Consider the following 25,527-nt stretch of genomic DNA (forward strand, 5'->3'; position numbering starts at 1 on the left):
GCGATCAGTCCTCCCCCAGGATCTGCGGCACCTTGAAGCGCTGCTGCTCCTGCGCGGGGGCACCGGACAGCGCCTGCCGCGGGGTCAGCGACGGCCGGACGACGTCCGGGCGCATGACGTTGGTCAGCGGCAGGGGGTGCGAGGTCGGCGGGACGTCCTCGCCCGCGACCTCGGAGACGCGGGCCACCGCGCCGATGATCTCGTCGAGCTGTCCGGCGAAGTGGTCGAGCTCTTCGTCCTTCAGCTCCAGACGCGACAGCCGGCCGAGGTGGGCGACCTCCTCGCGCGTGATGCCAGGCATGTGGCGATCCTCTGGTGAGTTGTCGATGAGTTTCCGCCGCCAATCCTATGGCGGCACGGGGGCGCGCCGCGAAACGGTTCCACGAGCCTTCGGCTCGCGATGGATGACAGGAGGGGGGACGGCGGGGGGCGTGGGTGCGGGGTCGTGGTGCGGGCCGTAGTGCCCACCCGTCCCGCCCAGCGGGACGACTGCCCACTACGGGGGAGTAAGGACGGGGGCGGAGCCCCGGTGCAGGAGTCTGCGGGGTGCAGGGGGCGCAGCCCCCGCTGGGGTGCAGGGGGCGAAGCCCCGCGGACGGACGGGGGACGGCGGAAAGGTGGGCGGGTGGGTGGGTGGAGCGAGAGATCAACCCCGCGCAGCGTCAACGCCCGCCCGCGCCTCCTCCCCCCGGTGCCAGCCGGATTTCGCCCGTACCCGCAGCCACGCCGTCGTCTCCTCCGCCGGCATCGCCGCCGCCACCAGCCAGCCCTGGATCGCGTCGCAGCCCAGGTCCCGCAGCCGTTCCCACGTCTCGTCGTCCTCGACGCCCTCCGCGACGACCAGCAGCCCCAGCGAGTGCGCGAGGTCGACCGTGCAGCGCACGATCTCCGCGTCCTCGGTGTCCACCACGAGCCGGGCCACGAACGACCGGTCGATCTTCAGCTCGCTCACCGGCAGCCGCCGCAGGTGCACCAGCGAGGAGTACCCGGTCCCGAAGTCGTCCAGCGACATCTTCACGCCGTGCCCGGTCAGCCCGGCGAGGGTGTCCGCCGCCCGCTGCGGCTCCTCCAGCAGCACGTGTTCCGTTATCTCCAGCTGGAGTGCCCCGGGCGGGACTCCGTGCCGCGCGAGCCGGGCGGCGACCGATCCGGCGAAGCCGGGGGTGTGCACGTCGCGCGGCGAGACGTTCACCGCTACCGGCACCTCGATGCCCATCCCCCGCCACCGCGCGACCTGCGCCAGCGCGGTCTCCAGCACGTAGTCCGTCAGCTGCGGCATCAGCCCCGACGACTCGGCGATCGCGATGAACTCCTCGGGGCTGACCCGCCCGCGTTCCGGGTGTTCCCAGCGCAGCAGCGCCTCGAGACCCGCGACCTTGCCGTCGAAGCGCACCTTCGGCTGGTAGTGGAGTTCGACGTCGCCGTGGTCGATGGCGCGCCGCAGGTCGCCCAGGAGCCCGAGGCGGTCGGGCGTGTTGCCGTCGCGGGTGGCCTCGTAGACCTCGACGCCGCTGCGGTCCTGCTTGGCCTCGTACATCGCCACGTCCGCCCGCCGCAGCAGTCCTTCGGCGTCGCCGGCGTGGTCGGGGAAGACGGCGACCCCGGCGCTGGCCTCCAGGACGAGGGTGAGCCCGTCGAGGTTGAGCGGGGAGCCGAGCGCGGCGACCAGGCTGCGCGCGACGCGCTGGGCCCGGGTCGGGGAGTCGCAGGTGGGCAGCAGAACGGCGAACTCGTCGCCGCCGAGCCGGGCGGCCTCCGCGCCGCGCGGCAGGGCGAGCCGCAGCCGGTCCGCTATCTGCAACAGCAGCCGGTCGCCCGCGAGATGGCCGAGCGTGTCGTTGACCGAGCGGAACCGGTCGAGGTCGATCAGGACCAGCGCGGCCCGCACCCCGCCCCGGTCGGCGTGGTCCAGCGCGGTCCAGGTGCGTTCCAGCAGCCATTGGCGGTTGGGCAGGCCGGTCAGGGGGTCGCGCAGTTGTTCCTCGGCGCGGGCGCGGGCGATCCACAGCGTGGAGTCGAGCGCGATCAGCGGCACCGCGAACAGTGGCAGCAGCATCGGCATCTGCGCGGCGACGGCGACGACGAGCGGCGCGATGCCCAGCAGCGCGACCCCGACCAGGCCCTGGCGCACCAGGGCGGTCCTGGCGACGGTCGGCAGCCCGCCGCCGGCCGGGGCGACGGTGAACCACAGCAGGGTGCGGGTGGCGGCCAGGTAGCACAGCGAGGCCAGCACCACGGTCGGGATGGCGGAGTACGTCCAGGTGGCGGGCAGCCAGGGGCGCTCCACGGAGGGCGCGGTGCCGAACAGCCGCAGCACCAGCGCCGCCGCGCCGATGCCGAGGATGTCGACCGCGCCGTGCAGCAGCGCCTGCCGCCAGCGGTGCCTGCGGGCGGCGCCGACCAGCACGACCACGGCGAGGCTGATCAGCACCGAGGGCACCCAGCCGTACAGCAGCAGGACGGCCAGGGTCAGGGCGGCGCCGGATCCGGTGCCGCCCCACCAGCGGTCGCGGCCGAGCGCGACGAGGTGGCCGACGATGACACCGGTCAGCACGGCGAAGGCCCAGCCCGCCGCGTGGCCGGGGAAGAGCGCGTGGCCGTCGGTCACCACGCGGACCACGCCCACCACCAGCGCCAGCGCCGCGGCGGCGACCACCGCGGCCCGCAACACCGCCGGGGGCACCGGCGGCGCGGCGGACCGCCGCCGGCTCGACGCCGGTCCGGCCTTGTCCGTCGGTTTCATGCCCGTCCCTCTCACAGCCGGGGTCGCGCTCAGGTCGGCCACGCCCGGCGATGAGACTGATGCCCGGCAGGGGCGCCCCTCAACAGTAGGCCGGGAAAGCCGGTCCGGGGCAGCGATCCCCCGGGGTTGCCCGAATGGAACCCTGCATCCCTCATCCGTCTGGTATGCGCCGATCGGGTGAGCCGCCCTCACCCCTCGGCCGGATTGACCGTCACCTCCAGGGCCGCGTCCGCACCCGTCTCCAGCAGCACGCCGAAGCCCTCCTCATCGAGGATCGGCACCTTCAGCTGCACCGCCTTGTCGTACTTCGAACCGGGGTTGTCGCCCACCACGACGAATCCGGTCTTCTTCGAAACCGACCCCGTCACCTTCGCTCCCCGGCTGACGAGCGCCTCTTTCGCGCCATCTCGGGTATACGACGACAGCGTTCCGGTTACCACCACGGTGAGCCCTTCGAGTGGCCTCGGCCCTTCGTCCGAACCCTCCTCAGTGAAGCGCACCCCGGCCGCCCGCCACTTCTCGATGATGCCCCGGTGCCAGTCCTCGGTGAACCACTGCTTCACGGAGGCGGCGATGGTCGGGCCGACGCCCTCGACCGCGGCGAGTTCCTCCTCGCCGGCCGCGGCGATCCGGTCGAGGTCGCGGAACTCGCGGGCCAGCGCCTCGGCGGCGACCGGCCCGACGTGGCGGATCGACAGGCCGGTGATGACCCGGGCCAGTGGCCGGTTCTTCGCCTCGGCGATGTGTTCCAGCATCGCGAGGGTGTTCTTCTTCGGCTCGCCCTTCTGGTTGGCGAAGAAGGTGACGACCTTCTCCTCGCCGGTCTTGGGGTCGCGCTTGGGCAGGCCGCTGTCCGGGTCGAGCACGTAGGAGCGGATGGGCAGCAGTTCCTCGACGGTCAGGTCGAACACGTCGCCCTCGTCGCGCAGCGGCGGCTCGGCGGGCTCCAGCGGCTGGGTGAGGGCGGCCGCGGCCACGTAGCCGAAGTTCTCGATGTCCAGGCAGCGGCGCCCGGCGAGGTAGTAGATCCGCTCGCGCAACTGGGCGGGGCAGTAACGGGCGTTGGGGCAGCGCAGGTCGACGTCGCCCTCCTTCATCGGTTGCAGCGCCGTGCCGCAGTCGGGGCACTCGGCGGGCATGACGAACTCCCGCTCGCTGCCGTCGCGCAGGTCGGCGACCGGCCCGAGGATCTCCGGGATGACGTCACCGGCCTTGCGCAGCACCACGGTGTCGCCGATGAACACGCCCTTGGCCTTGACGACGTCCTGGTTGTGCAGGGTGGCGAACTCGACCTCGGAGCCCGCGACGGTGACCGGTTCCACCACCGCGTACGGGGTGACGCGGCCGGTGCGGCCGACGCCGACGCGGATGTCGACCAGCTTGGTGTTGACCTCCTCCGGCGCGTACTTCCAGGCGATCGCCCAGCGCGGCGCGCGGGAGGTGGAGCCCAGCCGGCCCTGGAGCGGGATCTCGTCCACCTTGACCACGACGCCGTCGATCTCGTGCTCGACGGAGTGCCGGTTCTCGCCGTAGTACGCGATGAACTCCCGTACGCCGACGATCGAGTCGACCACCTTGGCGTGCGTGGTGGTCGGCAGGCCCCACTCGTGCAGCAGCTCGTAGGCGTGCGACTGCCGGTCGATGTCGAAGCCCTCGCGGGCGCCGGTGCCGTGCACCACCATGTGCAGAGGTCTGGAGGCGGTGACCCGGGGGTCCTTCTGGCGCAGTGAACCGGCCGCCGCGTTACGGGGGTTGGCGAACGGTTTGTCGCCCGCGGCGACCAGCCGCTCGTTGAGCGCCTGGAACTCCTCCATCGGGAAGTAGACCTCGCCGCGCACCTCGACCAGGGCGGGGATCCGGTCGCCCGCGAGGCGGTCGGGGATGTCGGCGATGGTGCGCACGTTGGGCGTGATGTCCTCGCCGGTGCGGCCGTCGCCGCGGGTGGCGGCACGCGTCAGCCTGCCGTGCTCGTACGTGAGGTTGACCGCGAGGCCGTCGACCTTCAGCTCGCACAGGAAGTGGTAGTCCAGGCCGTCGAGGTCGGCGGCGATCCGCTCGGCCCAGGCGTCGAGTTCCTCGTCGTCGAACGCGTTGTCCAGCGACAGCATGCGTTCGCGGTGCTGGACGGAGGTGAACTCGGTCTCGTACGCGCCCGCGACCTTCTGGGTGGGCGAGTCGGGGGTGCGCAGCGCCGGGTGCTCGTCCTCCAGGGCCTCCAACTCGCGCAGCAGCCGGTCGAATTCGGCGTCGCTGACGACGGGGGCGTCGTTGACGTAGTACCGGAAGCGGTGCTCCTCGATCCGCTCGGACAGGTCGGCGTGCCGCTCTCGGGCCTGGGCCGGGATCTCCATGCCGGGTCCTCCGCTCTCTTCTACCGCCCGCGGCCGCAAGCCGTGGTCACTCAGGGTCATGGACGTCGGCTACTCGGGGTCGTCGACGAGGGTCCTGGCCGCCTTGGCGCAGTGGGTCAGCGCCGCGCGGGCGTACCCCGGGGAGGCACCCGCGAGACCGCACGCCGGAGTGACCACCACGGACTCCGCGAGAGTCCCCGGTGACAGCCCCAGCCCGCGCCACAACGACCGGACACCACTGACGCTACCGGCAGGGTCTGACAACGCCGTCGAACCGGTGCCCGAGCCGCGGCCCGTGCCGGACGCCGCTGCGCCGGACCCCCCGCCGGCCGCCGCGGAGCCTCCCGCGGCACCCGTCCCGGCGTCCGTTCCGGGCACGACTCCGGCCAGCAGAACCGTTCCGGCCTCGACCGCCTCGCCGATCGCGTCCCACTCACGCTCCGTGAGCAACGAGAAGTCGAACGACACGCCGGACACCCCGGCGCGCCGCAGCAGCGCGAAGGGCACGGCGGGGGCGCACGAGTGCGCGATCACCGCCGCGCCCGCCGCGCGCGCCGTCTCCACGACCTCGCGCAACGCGCCCTCCACCACGGCCCGGTCGACCGCCCGGTGGGTGCGGTAGCCGCTGGCGGAGCGGATGCGGCCGAGCAGGACGGCGGTCAGGGACGGCTCGTCGAGCTGGAGCACCGGGCGCGCCCCGGGGACGCGGCGGGCGAGGTCGGCCAGGTGCAGCCGCAGGCCCTCGGTGAGCGAGGCGGTCAGGTCGCGGCAGGCGCCGGGGTCGGACAGCGCGGCCTCGCCGCCCCGCAGCTCGACCGAGGCGGCGAGCGTCCAGGGGCCGACGACCTGCACCTTCAGCGGGCCCTCGTAGCCTTGCGTGAACTCTTCCAACGTGTCGAGGTCCTGGGCGAGGAAGGCCCGGGCCCGCCGGGTGTCGCGCCCCGGGCGGTCGCCGAACCGCCAGCCGCTGGGCTCGACCCGCGCGTACAGCTCGACCAGCATGCCGAGGGTGCGCCCGATCATGTCGGCGCCGGGGCCGCGGGCGGGCAGCTCCGGCAGGAACGGCAGCGTCGGGACGGCCTCCACCGCGACGCGGACCGCCTCGCGCACGTCGTCGCCGGGCATCGAGCCCACGCCGGTGGCCGATCCCGCGGCCGGACGCAGGAGGGCGTCGGCCGGGCCGCCGGGGGCACTGGTGTCGAAGGTGCTCTCGTCGTTCACGCGGGAAGCGTAGTCGCCGGTCAGGCGGTGTCCGGAATGCTCCGCCGGGCCGCCGGGCCGCCGGGCCCGCGGGCGACCGGAGGGCGGCCGTTCGCCGTCCGCCGGGCATTCGCCGTTCGCCCTTCGCCGGGCTCAGTGGTGGACGACCCTGGCCCGGGCCGCCATCGACTGCGAGCGCACGTACTGCGGGTACCAGTTGGTGAACTTGATGGCCAGCACCAGCAGGGCGATCGGGATGACCCAGTTGAGCCAGTCGGAGTCGGCGGTGTCGTGGATCGCCACCAGCCCGAGCACCGCCGTGACCACGAAGACCAGGCCCCACATCAGCGTCAGCACGCGGTTGACGTGCTTGAAGCCGGGGGTGTCCCAGATCTCGCGCGGCGCGGACTCGCGCGCGTACTGCTCGGTGAACGGCACGAAGGCCAGCGAGCCCAGCGCGACGACGGCGACCACGGCGTTGGAGATCACCTGCGCGTAGGTCTCCAGCCAGACCAGGTCGTGGTGGGTGAGGGCCAGGGCCAGCACGGACACCACGGCGAAGAAGACCAGCGCGGCCGCGTTCAGCGCCTTCACGCTGCCCTGGCGCAGTTCCGGCAGGTTGAGCACCACCGAGGCGATCAGCGCGGCGAAGGCGGCGAACTTCCAGGTACTCGGTCCCGCCACCACGTCGAAGATGATCCAGGGGGCGAACGACCAGAGGACGCCGCCTGAGCCCAGCGCGCCTCGGGAACGGGGAGTGGTCATCGGGTCACCTCCGGCACGGTACGGCCGTGTGGACTCTCCCTCTCCCTCCATGCTGCGACCGGCGCGCGCGGGGCGCACCCTCAGCGCGCGCCGGTCGCCCGGCTCAGCGGCCCGGCCGCACCGTCACGTCGTTGATCTCGGCGTCCCTGGGCAGGTCGAGGGCGAGCAGCACGGTGGAGGCCACCGACTCCGGGTCGATCCAGTCGGCCGGGTCGTACGCCTTGCCCTCGTACCGGTGGAGCTTCTCCTGCATCGGGGTTGCGGTGCGGCCCGGGTAGACGGAGGTGACGCGCACCCCGTTGCCGTGCTCCTCCTGCCGCAGGGAGTCCGCGAGCGCCTTGAGGCCGTGCTTGCTGGCGGCGTACGCGCTCCAGCCGGCGTTGGCGGACAGCCCGGCGCCGGAGTTGACGAAGACCACGTGACCGTTGGACAGGCGCAGTTGGGGCAGGACGAGGCGGGTCAGCTCGGCGGGCGCCATCAGGTTGACGGCGAGCGTGCGCTCCCAGACCTTGGGGGTCAGTTCGCCGACCTCGCCGAGGTCGGCGACGCCCGCGACGTGCAGCAGCGAGTCGAGCCGCTCGGGCAGCGTCTGGTGGCCGAACGCCCACGACAGCCGCTCCGGCTGGGCGAGGTCGCCGACGAGGGTGCGCGCGCCGGGGAAGACGTCGGCGAGTTCCTTGGCGCGTCCGGCGTCGCGGGCGAGCAGCCACAGGTCGTCGCCGCGTTCCAGCAGCCGCCGGGCGAGCGCCGCGCCGATGCCGGATCCGGCTCCGGTGATCAGATGAGAGGACATACCGGCCATGCTCGCATCAGCCCCCGCGCGCACCCGGCACCGCCTCCGGCGCGCGTCAGCGGACCCCGAAGCCGCCGGGCGCGTCAGCGGACCCGAAGCCGCCGGGCGCGTCGGCCGACCCGGAGCCGCCGCAGGGCACGTCGGCGGGCCCGTGGCGGGGTCAGCGGATGCCGGCCGTCTCCTCCAGGTACGCGAGCGCGCCCGCGCCGTCCTCCGCGAAGAAGACCAGCTCGGTGAGCGGCAGGGGCAGGAAGCCCTCCGCGTCCATGCGCAGGAACTGCTCGCGCAGGCCGTCGTAGAAGCCCGCGGTGTTGAGCAGGACGACCGGCTTGGCGTGCAGGCCGTGCTTCTTCAGTTCCAGGATCTCGGTGGCCTCGTCCAGCGTGCCGGTGCCGCCCACCATGATGACGACGGCGTCGGAACGGGCCAGCAGTTGCGCCTTGCGCTCCGCGAGGTCGGCGGCGACGATCATCTCGTCGGCCCCGGCGCGGGCCTTGCCGCGCAGGAACTCCACCGAGACCCCGACGAGCCGTCCGCCCGCGGCCTGCACGCCGTCCGCGACGACCTTCATCAGGCCGACGTCCGATCCGCCCCACACGAGCGTGTGACCGCCCTTGCCGAGCAGCTCGGCGAACTCGCGGGCCGGGGTGGTGTACCGCTCGTCGAGGTCGGCGGCGGAGAGGAAGACGCAGATGTTCATGGCCTCCACGCTAACCGCCCGCGCCGCGCGGCCGTCAGGCGACGCCGACGACCGCGAAGCGCACGCCCTTGGTGGCGGTGAAGGTGAACGTCACGGGGGTCAGCGTGGTCCGCGTGACCTGGTCGACGGTCACCTGGCGCGCGGTGCAGCGGGTGTGCCAGGTGCCCGCGCCGGTCGCGGTGGCGGTCAGGGTGCCGTCACCGACGCAGGCGGTGCGGACGGTGTAGCCGCCGTAGAAGAAGCGGACGTCCGCGACCGACCAGTGGTCCTCACCGGGCTGGGTGGCGTGGTCGAACACCGGCGTGTGCGCCGTCTGGCGCGCGGCGGCCAGCAGGTCCGCCTGCACCGACGAGAGCGGGGAGGCGTGCGCGGGGCGGAACGGCGGGTGGTCCTGGGGCGGCGGGTCCTGCCCCAGGCCGCCGAAGCCGCAGCCCGCCAGGCACGGCAGGGCGGCCAGCGCGACGGCCACCAGCCGGGGCCCGGCCTTCCGGCCGGGTCGGCGCACGCGGCGTAGCGGACGCAAGACGACGGACTCCCTTCGGCACGACCCGCCGCTTTCCCGGCGGGGACTGACGCCGCGTCGGGTGCGCGCGGCGGTGATGCGGCGACGGCCCTCGCATCACCGGCAGTATGGGCTACGCTCCACAGGAACTCCACAGCTTGTCCCGGATCGCCCGCCGTGAGGACCCGCGCCCGTGGCCCTGCCCCGTACCACCGTCGTGCTGGCCGTGACGGCCGCCGTCGCGTTTCCGCCGGGCGCCGTGCCCGCACCCCTGCCCGGGACGGCCTCGTCGTACACCCGGCCGCGGGACGACGCGGCGCGCGTCCCGCGGGTGCGGCCCCGCGAGGCGGTCGTGATCTCCACCGGCGGCGGTGCGCCGTGGGCGCGGATGACGCCGTCCCAGGAGGAGTTGTGGCCGCTGCTCGCGCCGGTGGCGCCGACGCGGCCCGGCGGGCGCGTGCGGGTGGCGCTGGGGCCGGACGCGGCGGGGCTGGTGGGCGACGAGATCACCTCGCCCGCGTTCGGCGGCCGGGTCGTGCTGCGGGAGACGGCGGCGCGCGCCCGGTGGCAGGCGCGCCGCCCGGCGTCCGCGCGGCCGCTCCACGTGTACGCCGCCGAGGTCACGGTGCGCTGCGGTACGGCGCCCGGGATGTACCCGGTGTACTTCTCCGGCGGCGCGGCAGACGCGCCGTATCGCTTCGAGACACAGCTGACGGTGGTGCCGGACGGGGCCGACTCGCCCTCGTCCTGCGGGAGTTGACGCTCAGGCGTGCGCCGCGGCCGGGCGCTCGCGCCGCTCGGTCGTGGCGATGGTGGCGGAGCCGACCACCTGGGTGCCGTCGTAGAGCACGACCGCCTGGCCCGGCGCGACCCCGCGCACCGGCTGCGCGAAGCGCACCCGCAGCTCGCCGTCGACGACCTCGGCGCGTACGGGCACGTCCTCGCCGTGGGCGCGCAGTTGCGCGGTGTACGCGGCCTCACCGGCCGGGGGCACGTCGCCGCACCAGCGCGGGCGGATCGCGGTCAGCCCGGTGACGTCCAGCGCCTCGGCCGGGCCGACGGTGACGGTGTTGTCGACCGGCGAGATGTCCAGCACGTAGCGCGGCTTGCCGTCGGGGGCCGGGGTGCCGATGCGCAGGCCCTTGCGCTGGCCGATGGTGAAGCCGTACGCGCCCTCGTGGCTGCCGACGCGGGTGCCGTCCTCGTCCACGATGGCGCCTTCGGCGGTGCCGAGCCGCTTGGCCAGGAAGCCCTGGGTGTCGCCGTCGGCGATGAAGCAGATGTCGTGGCTGTCGGGCTTGCGGGCGACGGCCAGGCCGCGGCGCTCGGCCTCGGCGCGGATCTCGTCCTTGGTGGTGAGGGTGTCGCCGAGCGGGAACATCGCGTGGGCGAGCTGCCGGTCGTCCAGCACGCCGAGCACGTAGCTCTGGTCCTTGGCGGCGTCGCTCGCCCGGTGCAGTTCGCGGCGGCCGTCGCCGTGGGTGACGACCGTCGCGTAGTGGCCGGTGCACACCGCGTCGAAGCCCAGCGCCAGCGCCTTGTCCAGCAGCGCGGCGAACTTGATCTTCTCGTTGCAGCGCAGGCACGGGTTGGGGGTGCGGCCGGCCGCGTACTCGCTGACGAAGTCCTCGACCACGTCCTCGCGGAACCGTTCCGCCAGGTCCCACACGTAGAACGGGATGCCGATCACGTCGGCGGCGCGGCGGGCGTCGCGGGAGTCCTCGATCGTGCAGCAGCCGCGCGCTCCGGTACGGAACGACTGCGGGTTGGCGGACAGCGCGAGGTGGACGCCGGTCACGTCGTGGCCCGCCTCGGCCGCGCGGGCGGCGGCGACGGCGGAGTCCACGCCGCCGGACATGGCGGCCAGCACGCGCAGCCGGGAGCCGTCGCGGGGGCCTGTGGGTGCACCTGGGAAAGTCATAGCCCCTCCAGGGTACGGGGCCGCGGCACGCGCTCGTGTGGCTGTGGTGTGGCTAGAGCAGCCCGGCGCTGCGGGCTCGTTCCACGACGGGACCGATGGCCTTGGCGACCTCGGCGACGTCGCCCGCGGTCGAGGTGTGGCCGAGGGAGAAGCGCAGCGAGCCGCGGGCCCGGTCGGAGTCGGCGCCCATCGCCAGCAGCACGTGGCTGGGCTGGGCGACGCCCGCGGTGCAGGCCGAGCCGGTGGAGCACTCGATGCCCTGCGCGTCGAGCAGCAGCAGCAGGGAGTCGCCCTCGCAGCCGGGGAACGAGAAGTGGGCGTTGGCGGCGAGCCGCCCGGCCGGATCGGGGTCGCCGTTGAGCACCGCGTCGGGGACCGCCTCACGCACCGCGTCGACCAGCTGGTCGCGCAGCGCCCCCACCTCGCGTACGAACTCCGTCCTGCGCCGCGCGGCCAGCGTCCCGGCGGTGGCGAAGGCGGCGATCGCGGGCACGTCGAGCGTCCCGGAGCGCACGTCGCGTTCCTGCCCGCCGCCGTGCAGCAGCGGCACCGGGGCGCACTCGCGGCGCAGCAGCAACGCGCCGATCCCGTACGGGCCGCCGACCTTGTGCGCGCTGACCGTCATCGCGTCGAGCCCGCTCGCGGCGAAGTCCACGTCCGCCTGGCCGAACGCCTGCACCGCGTCGGAGTGCAGGGGGACGTCGAACTCCCGCGCGACGGCGGCGAGTTCGGCGACCGGCATGATCGTGCCGACCTCGTTGTTGGCCCACATCACGGTGGCGAGCGCGACGTCGTGCGGGTCGCGCTCGATCGCCTCACGCAACGCTTCGGGCCGAACCCGGCCGCACCCGTCGACCGGCAGCCACTCGACGCGGGCGCCCTCGTGGTCGGCGAGCCAGTGCACGGCGTCGAGCACCGCGTGGTGCTCGACGGGGCTGGCCAGGACCCGGGCGCGGGCCGGGTCGGCGTCGCGCCTGGCCCAGTACAGGCCCTTGACGGCGAGGTTGTCGGCCTCGGTGCCGCCGCTGGTGAAGACCACTTCGCTGGGACGCCCTCCGAGGGCGGCGGCCAGCGCCTCCCGGGACTCCTCGACGGTCCGGCGGGCACGCCGCCCGGACGCGTGCAGCGAGGAGGCGTTCCCGGCAAGGCTGAGCTGCGCGCTCATCGCCTGAACCGCCTCCGGGAGCATCGGAGTGGTGGCGGCGTGGTCGAGGTAGGCCATGATGCGGTGATTCTACGGGGCGGGGGGTGGTTGTGGTTGCGGTGCGTTTCCGCACCCACCCACCCGAGCCACGGCCGGTGGGTGGCCTGCTGCGGGGCTCCGCCCCGCGAGCCCCGGACGCGGGGGCTCCGCCCCCTGCACCCCGGTCGGCGACCGGCACGGGCCGGCTGCCCGAGCGGGGGCTGTCGGGGGGCGGGGCGGAGCCCTGCGGGGGGTCGGGGGGCCGCCCACCGGTCGTGGCTCGGGTGGGTGGGTGCGGAAACGCGCCGCAACCCCCACCCTCACCCCAAAAGAACCCGCGCCAACTGCCGTGACTGCGCGACCAGCCGGTCCTGCGCGTCCCAGACCTCCGCGTCCTCCTCCAGGAAGCCCCCGGCGAGGTTCCGCGTCACGATGCCGACCCGCAGCGGGCCGGGGGCGGGCCTGCACCTGATGTGGGTGGTCAGTTCGACCGTCGGGACCCACCCCTGCAACCCCATCTCGAACGCCGTGGGCGGCAGCGCGTCCACCGTCAGCAGCAGCGACAGCGGATCCGCGTCGCGCCCGTCCGCCAGCCCGAACCACGCCCGCATCTCGCCCCGCCCGCTCGGCGTGCCCAGCGCCCACCCCGCGGTCGCCGGGTCGAGCCGCAGGTCGAGGCGTTTGGCGATCTCCGTGCTGCCGGAGATGACCGGCAGGCCGCCGGGGGCGTCCTCACCGCCGGGGCAGTGCTCGTAGGGCGGGATGGCGAACGGCTTGGCCGTCGTGCGCACGTCGTCCGGCAGCGCGGCCAGATCGCCGTACGAGGCGGTGACGCGCAGCCGTTCCACCTCGCGGCCCTCGGCGTCGGTCTGGAGCAGCCGGGCGGAGCCGGTGGACATCGTGCGGCCGGTGCGGATCACCTCGGTGCGCACGACCGCGGGGCCGGGCTCGGACGGCGTGAGGTAGTGCGCGGTGACGGTGAACGGATCGGGGTGCGGCAGCACGGCGCCGAGCGCGCGGGCGGTCAGCGCGAGGAGGTAGCCGCCGTTGACGGCGCGCAGGATCGTCCAGCCCTCCGACAGCCGCGCGTCGAACACGCCGGGCTCGCCGGCCCTGGCCGTGACCGCGGTGTCGCGGTCGAACTCGCTGTCCCCGATGGTTCCCTGTGCCATGCGGTGCACCGTACACCCAAAAGTTACCGGCCGGTAGCCCCGATAACTCCCGCTCCGGCGGCTCCGCTCACAGCTCGTCCACCGGCTCCGTCGCCGTGCTCCTACGGTGCCAGGCGCGCGGCGCCCGCCAGCCGAACCTCATCGCCAGCAGCCGCAGCACGAACGCGGTCGCCGCCGCCGCGCCGCTGCCGAACGCGGTGAGCGCGTGGAAGCGGATCAGCAGCGCCACGATGGTGGCCCCGACCAGCGCGGGCACCGCGTACAGGTCGCGGTCCCAGCGCAGCAGCGACGGCACCTCCTGCGCGAGCACGTCGCGGAAGACGCCGCCGCCGACCGCCGTCAGCAGTCCGAGCGCGGCGGACGCGGTCAGGCCGAGGCCGTAGGCGTGCGCCTTCGTCGTGCCGGTCACGCAGAACAGCCCGAGTCCCGCCGCGTCCGCGACCATCACGGCGCGGTTGATGCGTTCGACCTGCGGGTGCAGGAAGAAGACCAGCACGGTCGCGCCGAGCGGGGTCAGGAAGTAGCCGAGGTCGGTGAAGGCGGCGGGCGGGACCGCACCAATGATCAGGTCCCGCAGCACGCCGCCGCCGAGCGCGGTGACCTCGGCGAGCACGGCCATCCCGAAGACGTCGAGGTTCTTGCGCACGGCGAGCAGCGCGCCGGAGATCGCGAAGACGAAGATGCCCGCCATGTCCAGGGAGTGCTGGACGGACGGCGTGAAGAAGCCGACGACGGGGACGGGCGGGACGGGCAGGCGCGGGGTCACGCAGACAGTTCTACCTGGCCGGATCCCGTACGCCCCCATCCGGCGGCGGGGTGCCGTCGCCGAACCGCCCCCGCCGCCGCCCGCCGCTCGCTACCGTCGCCCCCATGGACACCCGACTGCGCGCGGTCTGCGATCTGATGGTGCCCGTCGTCCGGGAGATGGCGGGGCGGCACGAGTACGACGGCGTACCGCAGGACCTGTCGCCGGAGGGGGTGCGGCGCGGCCTGGACGCGCTGGCCCGCGCCCGGCGCGACACCCCCGCGCGCCCGGACCCGCACGACGAGGCGCACCTCGGCGTCTTCGAGGAGGCGGTACGGGTGCAGTTCGCCGAGCTGGAACTGCACCGCCGCGACCCCTACCTGCACCTGTCCAACCTCGAACTGGCCGCCTACGACCGCGCCTACGCGCCCGAGCCGGAGCGGGCCGAGGCGCGGCGGCGGCACCTGGCGCAATGGCCGGACGTGGTGGACGCGGCGATCGCCTCGCTGGACCGGCTGAGCGCGCCGGTGGCGGGTGCGCTGCTGGCGGCGGTGCGGGGGCTCGCGGCCGGGGTCGACCCCGCGCGGGACGCCGCCGCCGACGCGCTCGTGGCACACGAGAGGCTGGTGGCGCACGTCGCCCGGGCCGCCGAGACCGGTGACCCCGATCCCCGCCTCGGCGGCGCGGCGCTGGCGCAACTGATGGGCAGTCAAGAGGGCGTGGTGGTCGACCTGTCGGAGCTGGCGGACGCCGCCGAAGCCGAACGCGGCCGGATGCAGGCGCTGTTGACCGAGTCGTGCGCCGCGCTCGATCCGCGCCGCAAGCCCGCCGAGCTGGTCCAGGAGCTGACCGCCGACCACCCGGACGCCTCGGGCGTGATCCCCGAGGCCGCCGAACTCACCCGTGAACTGGTCGAGTTCACCCGCGAGCGGCGTCTCGTGCCGTACCTGGACGGCGAGTGCAGGGTCGGCCTCGCGCCCGCGTCGCGCCGCTGGTCGTCGGCGATGATGACCTGGGCCGCGCCCTACGAGCCGGACGCCCCGTCCTGGTACCACGTCACGCCGCCCGACCCCGCCTGGCCGCGCGAGCAGCGCGAGGAGTGGCTGACCCTCTTCAGCCGCACCGGCCTGCCCGCGGTGACGGCGCACGAGGTCGCGCCGGGGCACTACTCGCACGGCCGCGCGCTGCGGCACGCCACCACCGACGTGCGGCGCACGCTGCACTCCCTGGCGTTCTGCGAGGGCTGGGCGCACTACGCGGAGGAGATGTGCGTCGAGGAGGGTTTCCGTTCCGGCGACCCGCGCTTCGCCATCGGCGTCGCTCTGGAGGCACTGGTCCGCGTCACCCGGCTGACCTGCGCGATCGGCCTGCACACCGGGGCGATGGACGTGGCCGAGGCGACCGAGCGCTTCATCAGGGACGCCCACCTGGCGCGGGCCGCCGCGGCCTCGGAGGCCCGCCGGGGCACCTTCGACGCGGCGTACGGGCGCTACACGTGGGGCAAGCTGGCGCTGCTGTCGCTGCGGGAGCGGGCCCGGGAGCGCTGGGGCGCGGACTTCACGCCGGCGCGCTTCCACGCGGCGCTGCTGGCGCTGGGCAGCCCGCCGCTGGGGCTGGTCGACGCGGCGCTGGACGCGCGGGTACGCGACGCAGCGCCGCGGGCGGGCCGGACGCCGTAGGGCACAGGCGGGTCAGACGCCGTAGGGCGGGCCGTACGCCTGCGGGGGCTGCGGCGGGTACCGCGTGGGCGGATGCGGGTACGGCGCGGGGGCGCCGGGGTACTGGGTCGGCGCGTTCGGGCCCGGGTAGGCGGCCGTGGGGTACGTCGTCGGGTCGGCCCAGCCGCCGGGCGCCGCGGAGGGGCCGGGCGGGGCCATCGCGGCGGTGGCGCCGTAGGCCACGTCGCGGTCGTAGAACGGCCGGGCGCAGGCCCGCAGCCACATCGCGACCGGGTCGAACTCGTCGGAGAGCGCGACGGTGGCGACCCGTACCCCGTCCGGGGCGGCGCCCACCGACTGCCCCATCATCGCCCGTACCGCCTCCACAGCGGCCGGGCCCGAGTCGTACAGGTCGACGCCTATCGCGAGGTACGGCTCGCCGAGCGCGGGACGCACCCAGGCGCCGCGCAGCGCCCTGACCGGGGGCGTGCGCTGGGCGTGCTGGGTCAGCAGGCCGTAGAACCCGGTGACGGGCAGGGCCGGTTCGCCGATCTGGAGCGGGCCCGCCGGGGTGCGCTCCAGGCCGGTGGCGATGCGGCGCAGGTCGAGCCAGGGCACGCCGACGCCGCCACCGGGCGCGTGCGGGTTGAGCCACAGGCCGAAGCGCTCGCCGTACAGCTCGGTGGCGACCTCGTGGCCGGAGACCACCTCGTGCGAACGGTTCCAGCCACAGGTCAGCAGTTCCTGCGCGGAGGTGACGCACGGCGCGTAGCCGTGGCCGTCGACCTCCATGTTCCCGTACTGGGCGTCCGGGGAGCCGGGCGTGCCGTGCCACAGCAGCATCCAGACCTGGCCGTCGGCCAGCGCGCGCAACAGCGCCTCGTACGTGTCGTACCGGCCGGGCGCCACCTGGCGCAGCGCGTCCTCCACGCCCGCGTTCACCGTCGGATCCGCCCCTTCTGCTCCATCGGTCCGTGTCCGCCCGTCATCCCCTCAGGTTAGGGGTGCGTCTCAGGTTAGAGGGACGCTCTGACACATCAGGACGCAGGGACGGGGTGGCCGGTTCACGCCCCCGCGCACCGCGCGGGTCAGTCGCGGGTGAAGAACGGGGGGACCCGCTCGTGGATCCAGTCCCCCAGTGGGTCCTGGGCGACGTCCAGCAGCAGCAGGTTCACCGGCCACGGCAGCGGCGCGGCGCCCAGGGCTCGGCCGATGGCGTCCATCGCGGCGGCCCGGTCCTCCTCCTGCCAGCGGTCGAGCTCGACGCCGACGAAGAGCGTGGGCGGCTGGTCCTCGACCGCTCCCAGTGCCCGCCGCGCCGACAGCACGACCGGGGTGACCGCGAACTCGCCCGCGGCGGCGGCCAGGAAGTCCACCGGCTCGTCGCTCGGCGCCGGCTCCCACAGCCGTACGCGGGCGCCCGCGCCGGTGGAGTCGCGGCACAGGTCGCCGATCGCGGCCGCGGGCAGCGGGATGCCGACGGCGCCGCCGGGGTTGACCGCGATACCCACCCTGGGCGGCAGACCGCGGGCGAACTCCCGGCCGGGCAGCACGCCGAAGGCCATGCCGGGCGCGGCGCGCCGCAGTTGTTCCTCCGAGCTGAAGACCGGCACGAACAGCCCGCCGTCCATGACGAACGTCGGAAGGCCCGCGTCCGGCGTGCCCTGCGGCAGCGGCACCCAGACCGCGGAGCGGCCCAGCACCTCGACGACCCGGGGGGTGGCGCCGGGCTCGCCGAGCGCGGCGGTCAGCACCTCCTCCAGCTCGTTGGACGGCCAGCCGGAGCCGTGCGGCAGCGCGGGCTCGGGGGTCAGGTAGGGGTCGGCGGGCTCCACGCCGCCGTAGGGGCCCGTGGGCATCGCGGCGAGCCCGCCACCGTGGGAGCCGGGCAGCCCGCCGTCGTGGGCACCGGGCAGCCCGCCGTCGTAGAACCCCTGGGGGACGCCGCCGTAGAGCCCAGGCGCGGTGCCGTCGTAGAGCCCGGGGGCGGCTCCGTCGTAGAGCCCCTGGGGGGTGCCGTCGTAGAAGCCCGGCGCGGCGCCGTCGTGCGCGCCCGGGGCCGCGTCTTCCCAGCCGCCGGTGCCTCCGGCTCCGGTGCCTCCGGTCGCGTCGCCTGCCGGAACGTTCATCTCCACCCCACCTGTCACCGCGCGTCCTGCCGCGCGAAACCTTACTGCCCTGGCCCGGCGCCGGAACCCGTGCAATGATGACGCCGCCAACTGCATACCGGCCGCTCGACTCCGTGCGGGAGAGTCCCCGGCAGCACTCCGCCGGGGCGCCGAAGGAGCAAGTCCTCCCTTGAATCTCTCAGGCCCCGATACCGCACGGTCTAGGCAGATCTGAAAAGCGGGCCGCCCGTCAGGGCCGCCCCACCCAAGGTGCAAGCCGCGCCCCCGCATGGGTGTCGTGGTGAACCTCTCAGGTTCCGATGACAGATGGGGAGGACCGTCATCGCCATGCCCTCCGTCACCCTGGGAGCCTCCGTACCCATGTCCACTCCCCCCGCGGCGTCCCGCCGTACCGCTCTGGACGCCGTGCACCGCGCGCTCGGCGCGACCATGACCGACTTCGCCGGCTGGGACATGCCGTTGCGCTACGGCAGCGAGCGCGACGAGCACAACGCCGTGCGCACCACGGCCGGGCTGTTCGACCTGTCCCACATGGGGGAGATCACGGTCACCGGTCCGCAGGCCGGGCAGGCGCTGGACCACGCGCTGGTCGGCCACGTCTCGGCGCTCGCGGTCGGCCGCGCCCGCTACACCATGATCTGCGCCGAGGACGGCGGCATCCTGGACGACCTGATCGTCTACCGGCTCGGCGACGAGGAGTTCATGGTCGTCGCCAACGCCTCCAACGCGCAGACCGTGCTGGACGCGGTGACCGCGCGCGCCGGGGGCTTCGACGCCGCCGTGCGCGACGACCGCGACGCGTACGCGCTGCTGGCCGTGCAGGGCCCGAACTCCCCCGCGATCCTGAAGTCGCTGACCGACGCGGACCTGGACGGCCTGAAGTACTACGCGGGCCTGCCCGGCACCGTCGCGGGCGTCTCCGCGCTGATCGCCCGCACCGGTTACACCGGCGAGGACGGCTTCGAGCTGTTCGTGGCCCCGGCCGACGCCGAGAAGCTGTGGGCCGCGCTGACCGAGGCCGGCGCCGCCCACGACCTCGTCCCCTGCGGGCTGTCCTGCCGCGACACGCTGCGCCTCGAGGCGGGCATGCCGCTGTACGGGCACGAGCTGACGACCGCGCTGACGCCGTTCGACGCGGGGCTCGGGCGGGTCGTGAAGTTCGACAAGCCCGGCGACTTCGTGGGCCGCGAGGCGCTGGCCGCCGCCGCGGAGAGGGCCGCCGCGACCCCGCCGCGCAAGCTGGTCGGCCTGGTCGCCGAGGGCCGCCGGGTGCCGCGCGCGGGCTACCAGGTCGTGGCGGACGGCACGGTGATCGGCGAGGTCACCTCCGGCGCGCCCTCGCCGACGCTGGGCAAGCCGATCGCCATGGCCTACGTCGACGCCGCGCACGCCGAGCCCGGCACGGAGGGCGTCGCGGTGGACATCCGCGGTGCCCACGAGCCGTACGAGGTCGTGGCGCTGCCGTTCTACAAGCGCGCCCGCTGACCCCGCGGCACGTTCGTACCCGACCGGCCCCGGCACGCGTGCGCGCCCGCCGAGTCCGACGCGTTCGCGCCCCCGTCACCCCGTTCGCCACCACCCCACCGCATCCAGGAGAATTCCCCCATGAGCAACCCTGAGCAGCTGCGTTACAGCAAGGAGCACGAGTGGCTCTCCGCCGTCGAGGACGGCGTGGCCACCGTGGGCATCACCCAGCACGCCGCCCACGCCCTCGGCGACGTGGTCTTCGTCCAGCTCCCCGAGGTGGGCCAGGACGTCACCGCGGGCGAGTCCTGCGGTGAGCTGGAGTCCACGAAGTCGGTCAGCGACCTGTACTCGCCGGTCTCCGGCACGGTCACCGAGTTCAACCAGGACGTGGTGGACGACCCGGCGCTGGTCAACACCGCGCCGTTCGAGGGCGGCTGGCTGTTCAAGGTGCGGGTCTCCGAGGAGCCGTCCGACCTGCTGACGGCCGACGAGTACACCGCCTTCGCGGGCGAGTGACGTAACCCCGACCGCCACCTCACCCGTCACCGGAGCCAGGAGAGACCCATGTCCCTGCTCAACAGCCCGCTGCACGACCTCGATCCCGAGATCGCCGCGGCGGTCGACGCCGAGCTGCACCGCCAGCAGTCCACCCTGGAGATGATCGCGTCGGAGAACTTCGCTCCGGTCGCGGTCATGGAGGCCCAGGGCTCGGTCCTGACCAACAAGTACGCCGAGGGCTACCCCGGCCGCCGCTACTACGGCGGCTGCGAGCACGTCGACGTGGCCGAGCAGATCGCCATCGACCGCGTCAAGGAGCTGTTCGGCGCCGAGGCCGCCAACGTCCAGCCGCACTCGGGCGCGCAGGCCAACGCGGCCGCGATGTTCGCGCTGCTCAAGCCGGGCGACACCATCCTGGGCCTGAACCTCGCGCACGGCGGGCACCTGACCCACGGCATGAAGATCAACTTCTCCGGCAAGCTCTACAACGTGGTGCCCTACCACGTGGACATCGAGACCAACCGGGTCGACATGGCCGAGGTCGAGCGGCTGGCCAAGGAGCACCGCCCGCAGCTGATCGTCGCGGGCTGGTCGGCGTACCCGCGGCAGCTGGACTTCGCCGCGTTCCGCCGGATCGCCGACGAGGTCGGCGCGTACCTGATGGTCGACATGGCGCACTTCGCCGGCCTGGTGGCGGCGGGGCTGCACCCGTCCCCGGTGCCGCACGCGCACGTGGTGACCACGACCACGCACAAGACCCTGGGCGGTCCGCGCGGCGGCGTGATCCTGTCGACGGCCGAGCTGGCCAAGAAGATCAACTCCGCGGTCTTCCCCGGTCAGCAGGGCGGTCCGCTGGAACACGTGATCGCGGCCAAGGCGGTGGCGTTCAAGGTCGCCGCGTCCGAGGAGTTCAAGGAGCGGCAGCGCCGCACCCTGGACGGCGCGCGGATCCTCGCCGAGCGCCTGACCGAGGACGACGTGCGCTCGGTCGGCGTCTCGGTGCTGTCCGGCGGCACGGACGTCCACCTGGTCCTGGTCGACCTGCGCGACAGCGACCTGGACGGCCAGCAGGCGGAGGACCGGCTGCACGAGATCGGCATCACGGTCAACCGCAACGCGATCCCGAACGACCCGCGTCCGCCGATGGTCACCTCCGGCCTGCGCATCGGCACCCCGGCGCTGGCCACCCGCGGCTTCGGCGACGAGGAGTTCCGCGAGGTCGCCGACGTGATCGCGCAGGCGCTGAAGCCCTCGTACGACGCGGCGGCGCTGCGCGGCCGGGTCACCGCGCTGGCGGAGAGGTTCCCGCTCTACCCGGGCCTGGGCTGACCGTCCCCGGGACCCTCGGGTACGGATCGCGCGGCACCTGCGCCGCGCGATCCGTGAGGGCCGCGGGCACCGCACTCGGCGAACCGGCCGGTTGCCTGCACACTGGAGGGTGCGCCGGTACCCGGCCGGTCCGCCCCTGGCGGACGTGACGGCCGGGGCGGCGCTGTCGTGTCCGCCCCGTGTCCGTCCGCTTTCCGCACCACCGCCGCACCACGCACGTACGCTCGCGCCCCCACGAGCCGCCGACAAGGGAGTCCGACCCGTGGCCATCTCCGTCTTCGATCTGTTCTCCATCGGTATAGGCCCGTCCAGCTCGCACACCGTGGGTCCGATGCGGGCGGCGCGGATGTTCGCGCTCCGGCTGAAGAACGAGGGCCTGCTCGCGCACACCGCCTCGGTGCGCGCCGAGCTGTTCGGCTCGCTGGGCGCCACCGGGCACGGCCACGGCACGCCGAAGGCGGTGCTGCTCGGCCTGGAGGGCGAGTCACCGCGCACGGTGGACGTCGAGCACGCCGACGACCGCGTGGAGCGCATCCGCACGACCGGCAGGATCAGTCTGCTCGGGGCGCACGAGATCGCGTTCGACACCGACCGTGACCTGGTGCTGCACCGGCGGCGCTCCCTGCCGTACCACGCCAACGGGATGACGCTGTTCGCGTACGACGGCTCGGGCGGGCCGCTGCTGGAGAAGACGTACTACTCGGTCGGCGGCGGCTTCGTGGTGGACGAGGACGCGGTGGGCGAGGACCGCATCAAGCTCGACGACACCGTGCTGAAGTACCCGTTCCGCACCGGTGACGAGCTGCTGCGGATGTCGCAGGAGACCGGCCTGTCGATCGCCGGGCTGATGCTGGAGAACGAGAAGGCCTGGCGCACCGAGGCGGAGATCCGATCGGGCCTGCTGGACATCTGGGGCGTGATGAAGGCCTGTGTGGAGCGCGGCATGTCGCGCGAGGGCATCCTGCCCGGCGGGCTGAAGGTGCGCCGCCGGGCCGCCAACTCCGCCCGCCAGCTGCGCGCCGAGGGCAACGCGGCGGCGCACGCGATGGAGTGGGTGACGCTGTACGCGATGGCGGTCAACGAGGAGAACGCGGCGGGCGGCCGCGTGGTGACCGCCCCCACCAACGGCGCGGCGGGCATCATCCCGGCTGTCCTCCACTACTACGTCAACTTCGTGCCGGGCGCGGACGAGGAGGGCGTGATCCGCTTCCTGCTGGCGGCCGGGGCGATCGGCATGCTGTTCAAGGAGAATGCGTCGATCTCGGGTGCCGAGGTCGGCTGCCAGGGCGAGGTCGGCTCGGCCTGCTCGATGGCGGCGGGCGGCCTGGCGGAGGTCCTGGGCGGCTCGCCCGAGCAGGTGGAGAACGCCGCGGAGATCGGCATGGAGCACAACCTGGGCCTGACCTGCGACCCGGTCGGCGGCCTGGTCCAGATCCCGTGCATCGAACGCAACGGCATGGCCTCGGCGAAGGCGGTGACCGCGGCGAGGATGTCCCTGCGCGGCGACGGCCGCCACCACGTCTCCCTCGACAAGGTCATCAAGACCATGAAGGAGACGGGGGCGGACATGAAGGTCAAGTACAAGGAGACCGCCCGAGGCGGCCTCGCGGTGAACGTCATCGAGTGCTGACGACGCACTCCTGACTGCGGCTTCGCCTCTTTCAGGGCTGTCAGAGGCCTCCTCGCTCGCACAGCGGAACGTCCCGTGGCTACCCGCTGAGGTGCCCGCTTCAGCAGGTCGCTGGCCGGGCACGCTCGATCTTCAGGGCGACCCCGTCGAGGAACGTCTCCAGCACGAGCCGGAAGACCTCCTCGTCGCTGCGGAACAACTCGGTCAGCCGGGGCGAGCTCTGGTGGAGCATCGGGAAGCGGTCCGCGGGCAGCAGTCCGTACTTGACGGCCCAGGCGGCGTCGTCCTTGGCCTGGGCCTCGGGGGCGAGGGTGAGGAAGGCCGCCGAGGACTGGACGAACGCCAAGGTCAGGTCGAGCAGCATCCGGTAGCACTCGGCCGCCTCGATCACCGGCAGGCCGGCGTGGTGCAGGACGCCGATGATCTCCTCGACGCTCCTGGTCTCGGCGGGACTGGCCGTGGTGCGGGTCGCACAGAGCACGGCCAGCGCGGGCCGGGCGAGGTGGACGGCCCGGATGGCGTGCGCGGTGGCGGTCAGCCAGTCGCGCCAGTGGTCGCGCTCCGGTGCCGAGCGGGCGGCGAGTGCCAGCGACTCCTCGATCAGCAGGTCCGTCAACGCCAGCACCAGTTCGTCCTTGTCGCGGAAGTGCCGGTAGACCGCTGTGGGATCCGCGCCGAGCTCCTTGCCCAGCCGGCTGAACGTCAGCACCCCACCGCCCTCGGGTGAACACAGGCGCATGGCCGCCTCCAGGATCGCCTCCCGGGTGAGCACGGCCCGCCGTTTGACCTTGGTACCGGCTGCCGTCCTGCCCTGCTCCACCACGTGTGGTTCCTTCCGTTCCACGTCGGCGGCAAGCCTCCGCCCGAGTTGATCCGATCGTAACGGCAGATCACTGTCAACGCCGTTGACAGTACCCATGTCATCGGGTGTGATGCTCGTCATCCGGCCAGGCGGCCGGCCGTGAGGCCATCGGCCGACGGCTTCACGGCACCCTCGCGCCCACAGCGGCTCCCCTTCCAGCTCCCCGCACGGAGGACCAGTGCCCCGCGACTACCATTTCGCCGATCTCGTCTTCACCGGCGGTCCCGTCTACACCGTCGACCCCGCCCGTTCCTGGGCCGACGCCGTCGCCGTCCGCGACGGGCGCATCGTCGTGGTCGGCGGCGAGCACGACGTCAGCCACCTCGTCGGCGCCGGTACCGAGGTCGTCGACCTCACCGGAAAGCTGCTGCTCCCCGGTTTCCAGGACGCCCACGTCCACCCCGTGCTGGCCGGGACGACCCGGCGCACCTGCGACCTGCACGACCTCGAGGAAGCCCAGGACTACGTCGCCGCCGTCGCCGCCTACGCCGCCGCCCACCCCGACCGCCCATGGATCACCGGGGGCGGCTGGAGCATGGAGGCGTTCCCCGGCGGCACCCCGCACCGCGCACTGCTCGACGGCGTCGTTCCCGACCGGCCCGTGGCCCTGCCCAACCGCGACGGCCACGGCGTCTGGGCCAACACCCGTGCCCTGGAGATCGCCGGAATCACTCACGACACCCCCGACCCGGCCGACGGGCGGATCGAGCGCGACGCCGACGGCGCCCCCACCGGGATGCTCCAGGAAGGCGCCGCGGAACTGGTGACCCGGCACATCCCGGCCACCTCGGAGCGGGACTTCTACGAGGGGCTCCTCGAAGGCCAGCGCTACCTGCACGGCTTCGGCATCACCGGCTGGCAGGACGCCGCGGTCGGCCAGGCGTTCGCACCCGGCGACGTCTACGGCGCCTACCTCGCCGCCGCCGAGGACGGCTCTCTCACCGCCCGGGTCCGCGCGGCCCAGTGGTGGGACCGCGAGGGCGGCATGGAGCAGTTGCCGCAGTTCCTCGCCCGTCGCGAGGAGGCACGGGTGGGCCGCTTCAGCGCGGGCAGCGTCAAGATGATGCTGGACGGCGTCGCGGAGAACCACACCGCCGCCATGCTGGAGCCCTACCTCGACGGCTGCGGTTGCTCCAGCGGCACGTCCGGTCTGGACTTCATCGACCCCGAAAAGCTCCGCCGGTACGTCAGCACACTCGACGCGGAAGGCTTCCAGGTCCATTTCCACGCCCTCGGCGACCGCGCCGTGCGCGTCGCCCTCGACGCCGTCGAGGAGGCCCTGCGCCGCAACGGCCGTCGCGGCAACCGCCATCACCTGGCGCACCTCCAGGTCGTGCACCCCGACGACATCCCCCGCTTCCGCGCCCTCGGCGCGACCGCCAACATGCAGCCGCTGTGGGCCATGCACGAGCCGCAGATGGACGAGCTCACCATCCCCTTCCTCGGCGAGGACCGGGCCGCCTGGCAGTACCCCTTCGGTTCGCTCGCCCGCTCCGGCGCGATGCTCGCCGCCGGCAGCGACTGGTCCGTGAGCACCCCCGACGTGATGCTCGGCGTCCACGTCGCCGTCAACCGTCGCGGTCCCGGCGGGGACGACGATCGTGTCCTCGGCCCGCAGGAGTGCCTCGACCTCGGCACCGCCCTCGCCGCCTACACGGCCGGTGCCGCGCGGGTGAACCACCTCGACGCCGACACCGGGTCCGTGCAGACCGGCAAGTACGCCGATCTGGTCGTGCTCGACCGCGATCCCTTCGCCGGGCCGAGCGGCGCCATCGGCGAGACGCGGGTGCTGCGTACCTACGTCGAGGGCGCACTCGTCCACGCCGCGCAGTAGCCGGCGTGGAGCAGCCGGCTTCAAACCGCCCACTGTGAAGAGAGG

General features: G+C 73.8%; 21 protein-coding genes, 1 pseudogene and 1 riboswitch. Of the genes and pseudogenes, 7 read left to right on the forward strand and 15 right to left on the reverse strand.

Annotated elements, in window-relative coordinates; all coding sequences use genetic code 11:
- Positions 1–4: 4 nt before the first annotated feature.
- The 8 genes from gatC to K7472_RS26720 form a co-directional block, all read right to left on the reverse strand.
- Positions 5–301 (reverse strand): Asp-tRNA(Asn)/Glu-tRNA(Gln) amidotransferase subunit GatC, encoded by a 297-nt coding sequence (gene gatC, locus K7472_RS26685; protein WP_222981129.1) that lies wholly within the window; start codon positions 299–301, stop codon positions 5–7.
- A 345-nt stretch (positions 302–646) separates the two neighbouring features.
- Positions 647–2,743, reverse strand: a complete 2,097-nt coding sequence (locus tag K7472_RS26690) for a putative bifunctional diguanylate cyclase/phosphodiesterase (protein WP_222981130.1) — start codon at positions 2,741–2,743, stop codon at positions 647–649.
- Positions 2,744–2,931: 188 nt separating this feature from the next.
- Complete coding sequence (gene ligA, locus K7472_RS26695) at positions 2,932–5,094, reverse strand: NAD-dependent DNA ligase LigA (protein ID WP_222981131.1); 2,163 nt, start codon at positions 5,092–5,094, stop codon at positions 2,932–2,934.
- A 69-nt stretch (positions 5,095–5,163) separates the two neighbouring features.
- Entirely contained in the window at positions 5,164–6,219 is a 1,056-nt protein-coding gene (locus K7472_RS26700) for a methionine synthase (protein ID WP_222981184.1), read from the reverse strand.
- A gap of 228 nt (positions 6,220–6,447) precedes the next feature.
- Entirely contained in the window at positions 6,448–7,059 is a 612-nt protein-coding gene (locus K7472_RS26705) for a DUF3159 domain-containing protein (protein WP_222981132.1), read from the reverse strand.
- 103 nt (positions 7,060–7,162) lie between these two features.
- Positions 7,163–7,852: an SDR family oxidoreductase gene (locus K7472_RS26710; RefSeq protein ID WP_222981133.1), complete on the reverse strand. Its 690-nt coding sequence runs from the start codon at positions 7,850–7,852 to the stop codon at positions 7,163–7,165.
- Positions 7,853–8,012: 160 nt separating this feature from the next.
- On the reverse strand, positions 8,013–8,552 hold the full coding sequence (locus tag K7472_RS26715) for an LOG family protein (RefSeq protein ID WP_222981134.1): 540 nt from the start codon (positions 8,550–8,552) through the stop codon (positions 8,013–8,015).
- Positions 8,553–8,586: 34 nt separating this feature from the next.
- Entirely contained in the window at positions 8,587–9,057 is a 471-nt protein-coding gene (locus K7472_RS26720; RefSeq protein ID WP_222981135.1) for a hypothetical protein, read from the reverse strand.
- 190 nt (positions 9,058–9,247) lie between these two features.
- On the opposite strand from K7472_RS26720, the gene K7472_RS26725 reads away from it, so the two are divergent.
- Positions 9,248–9,814, forward strand: a complete 567-nt coding sequence (locus K7472_RS26725) for a hypothetical protein (protein ID WP_222981136.1) — start codon at positions 9,248–9,250, stop codon at positions 9,812–9,814.
- Between the two features lie 3 nt (positions 9,815–9,817).
- Here the strand turns inward: K7472_RS26725 and mnmA are convergent, their stop codons facing one another.
- From mnmA to K7472_RS26745, 4 genes are all read right to left on the reverse strand, one after another.
- On the reverse strand, positions 9,818–10,975 hold the full coding sequence (gene mnmA, locus K7472_RS26730; protein WP_222981137.1) for a tRNA 2-thiouridine(34) synthase MnmA: 1,158 nt from the start codon (positions 10,973–10,975) through the stop codon (positions 9,818–9,820).
- A gap of 52 nt (positions 10,976–11,027) precedes the next feature.
- The gene (locus K7472_RS26735; protein ID WP_222981138.1) at positions 11,028–12,197 is read right to left on the reverse strand and encodes a cysteine desulfurase family protein; all 1,170 of its coding nucleotides are present in this window, start codon (positions 12,195–12,197) and stop codon (positions 11,028–11,030) included.
- A gap of 281 nt (positions 12,198–12,478) precedes the next feature.
- The gene (locus K7472_RS26740; protein ID WP_222981139.1) at positions 12,479–13,330 is read right to left on the reverse strand and encodes a thioesterase family protein; all 852 of its coding nucleotides are present in this window, start codon (positions 13,328–13,330) and stop codon (positions 12,479–12,481) included.
- A 67-nt stretch (positions 13,331–13,397) separates the two neighbouring features.
- A complete protein-coding gene (locus tag K7472_RS26745; protein ID WP_252396296.1) occupies positions 13,398–14,021 on the reverse strand; it encodes a trimeric intracellular cation channel family protein in 624 nt (207 codons plus the stop codon).
- A 179-nt stretch (positions 14,022–14,200) separates the two neighbouring features.
- Here K7472_RS26745 and K7472_RS26750 point away from each other — a divergent pair, with 179 nt between their 5' ends.
- Entirely contained in the window at positions 14,201–15,754 is a 1,554-nt protein-coding gene (locus K7472_RS26750) for a DUF885 family protein (protein WP_222981141.1), read from the forward strand.
- A gap of 150 nt (positions 15,755–15,904) precedes the next feature.
- On the opposite strand, the pseudogene K7472_RS26755 reads toward K7472_RS26750, so the two are convergent.
- A pseudogene (locus K7472_RS26755) lies at positions 15,905–16,675 on the reverse strand (enhanced serine sensitivity protein SseB C-terminal domain-containing protein); the annotation flags it as partial.
- 146 nt (positions 16,676–16,821) lie between these two features.
- Positions 16,822–17,592, reverse strand: a complete 771-nt coding sequence (locus K7472_RS26760; RefSeq protein WP_222981186.1) for an enhanced serine sensitivity protein SseB — start codon at positions 17,590–17,592, stop codon at positions 16,822–16,824.
- A gap of 376 nt (positions 17,593–17,968) precedes the next feature.
- Positions 17,969–18,066, forward strand: a riboswitch (glycine riboswitch).
- A gap of 156 nt (positions 18,067–18,222) precedes the next feature.
- Here K7472_RS26760 and gcvT point away from each other — a divergent pair.
- The 4 genes from gcvT to K7472_RS26780 all read left to right on the forward strand — a co-directional run bounded on the left by gcvT (position 18,223) and on the right by K7472_RS26780 (position 22,786).
- Positions 18,223–19,347, forward strand: coding sequence for a glycine cleavage system aminomethyltransferase GcvT (gcvT, locus tag K7472_RS26765; RefSeq protein WP_222981142.1), 1,125 nt, complete (start codon positions 18,223–18,225; stop codon positions 19,345–19,347).
- A 120-nt stretch (positions 19,348–19,467) separates the two neighbouring features.
- Positions 19,468–19,845 carry a glycine cleavage system protein GcvH gene (gene gcvH, locus K7472_RS26770; protein ID WP_222981143.1) on the forward strand — a complete coding sequence of 126 codons (378 nt, stop codon included), beginning with the start codon at positions 19,468–19,470 and terminating at the stop codon, positions 19,843–19,845.
- A 48-nt stretch (positions 19,846–19,893) separates the two neighbouring features.
- Positions 19,894–21,156, forward strand: a complete 1,263-nt coding sequence (glyA, locus tag K7472_RS26775; RefSeq protein WP_222981144.1) for a serine hydroxymethyltransferase — start codon at positions 19,894–19,896, stop codon at positions 21,154–21,156.
- A 262-nt stretch (positions 21,157–21,418) separates the two neighbouring features.
- The gene (locus K7472_RS26780; protein ID WP_222981145.1) at positions 21,419–22,786 is read left to right on the forward strand and encodes an L-serine ammonia-lyase; all 1,368 of its coding nucleotides are present in this window, start codon (positions 21,419–21,421) and stop codon (positions 22,784–22,786) included.
- A 100-nt stretch (positions 22,787–22,886) separates the two neighbouring features.
- Here K7472_RS26780 and K7472_RS26785 read toward each other — a convergent pair whose 3' ends face one another.
- Positions 22,887–23,609: a TetR/AcrR family transcriptional regulator gene (locus K7472_RS26785; protein WP_222981146.1), complete on the reverse strand. Its 723-nt coding sequence runs from the start codon at positions 23,607–23,609 to the stop codon at positions 22,887–22,889.
- A 217-nt stretch (positions 23,610–23,826) separates the two neighbouring features.
- Between K7472_RS26785 and K7472_RS26790 the strand changes: the two genes are divergently transcribed.
- Positions 23,827–25,482 carry an amidohydrolase gene (locus K7472_RS26790; RefSeq protein WP_222981147.1) on the forward strand — a complete coding sequence of 552 codons (1,656 nt, stop codon included), beginning with the start codon at positions 23,827–23,829 and terminating at the stop codon, positions 25,480–25,482.
- Positions 25,483–25,527: the final 45 nt, after the last annotated feature.

The sequence above is a fragment of the Streptantibioticus parmotrematis genome (genome assembly GCF_019890615.1).
In the GTDB taxonomy this organism is placed as follows: domain Bacteria; phylum Actinomycetota; class Actinomycetes; order Streptomycetales; family Streptomycetaceae; genus Streptantibioticus_D; species Streptantibioticus_D parmotrematis.

Excerpts from the sequence above, each read along its gene's own strand:
- glyA (WP_222981144.1), top strand. The coding sequence starts at position 19,894 with ATGTCCCTGCTCAACAGCCCGCTGCACGACCTCGATCCCGAGATCGCC.
- ligA (WP_222981131.1), bottom strand. The coding sequence starts at position 5,094 with ATGGAGATCCCGGCCCAGGCCCGAGAGCGGCACGCCGACCTGTCCGAG.
- K7472_RS26690 (WP_222981130.1), bottom strand. The coding sequence starts at position 2,743 with ATGAAACCGACGGACAAGGCCGGACCGGCGTCGAGCCGGCGGCGGTCC.
- K7472_RS26710 (WP_222981133.1), bottom strand. The coding sequence starts at position 7,852 with ATGTCCTCTCATCTGATCACCGGAGCCGGATCCGGCATCGGCGCGGCG.
- gatC (WP_222981129.1), bottom strand. The coding sequence starts at position 301 with ATGCCTGGCATCACGCGCGAGGAGGTCGCCCACCTCGGCCGGCTGTCG.
- K7472_RS26700 (WP_222981184.1), bottom strand. The coding sequence starts at position 6,219 with ATGCCCGGCGACGACGTGCGCGAGGCGGTCCGCGTCGCGGTGGAGGCC.
- K7472_RS26705 (WP_222981132.1), bottom strand. The coding sequence starts at position 7,059 with ATGACCACTCCCCGTTCCCGAGGCGCGCTGGGCTCAGGCGGCGTCCTC.
- K7472_RS26740 (WP_222981139.1), bottom strand. The coding sequence starts at position 13,330 with ATGGCACAGGGAACCATCGGGGACAGCGAGTTCGACCGCGACACCGCG.
- gcvT (WP_222981142.1), top strand. The coding sequence starts at position 18,223 with ATGTCCACTCCCCCCGCGGCGTCCCGCCGTACCGCTCTGGACGCCGTG.
- K7472_RS26760 (WP_222981186.1), bottom strand. The coding sequence starts at position 17,592 with ATGCCCACGGGCCCCTACGGCGGCGTGGAGCCCGCCGACCCCTACCTG.
- K7472_RS26715 (WP_222981134.1), bottom strand. The coding sequence starts at position 8,552 with ATGAACATCTGCGTCTTCCTCTCCGCCGCCGACCTCGACGAGCGGTAC.
- K7472_RS26745 (WP_252396296.1), bottom strand. The coding sequence starts at position 14,021 with ATGGCGGGCATCTTCGTCTTCGCGATCTCCGGCGCGCTGCTCGCCGTG.
- K7472_RS26750 (WP_222981141.1), top strand. The coding sequence starts at position 14,201 with ATGGACACCCGACTGCGCGCGGTCTGCGATCTGATGGTGCCCGTCGTC.
- gcvH (WP_222981143.1), top strand. The coding sequence starts at position 19,468 with ATGAGCAACCCTGAGCAGCTGCGTTACAGCAAGGAGCACGAGTGGCTC.
- K7472_RS26735 (WP_222981138.1), bottom strand. The coding sequence starts at position 12,197 with ATGGCCTACCTCGACCACGCCGCCACCACTCCGATGCTCCCGGAGGCG.
- mnmA (WP_222981137.1), bottom strand. The coding sequence starts at position 10,975 with ATGACTTTCCCAGGTGCACCCACAGGCCCCCGCGACGGCTCCCGGCTG.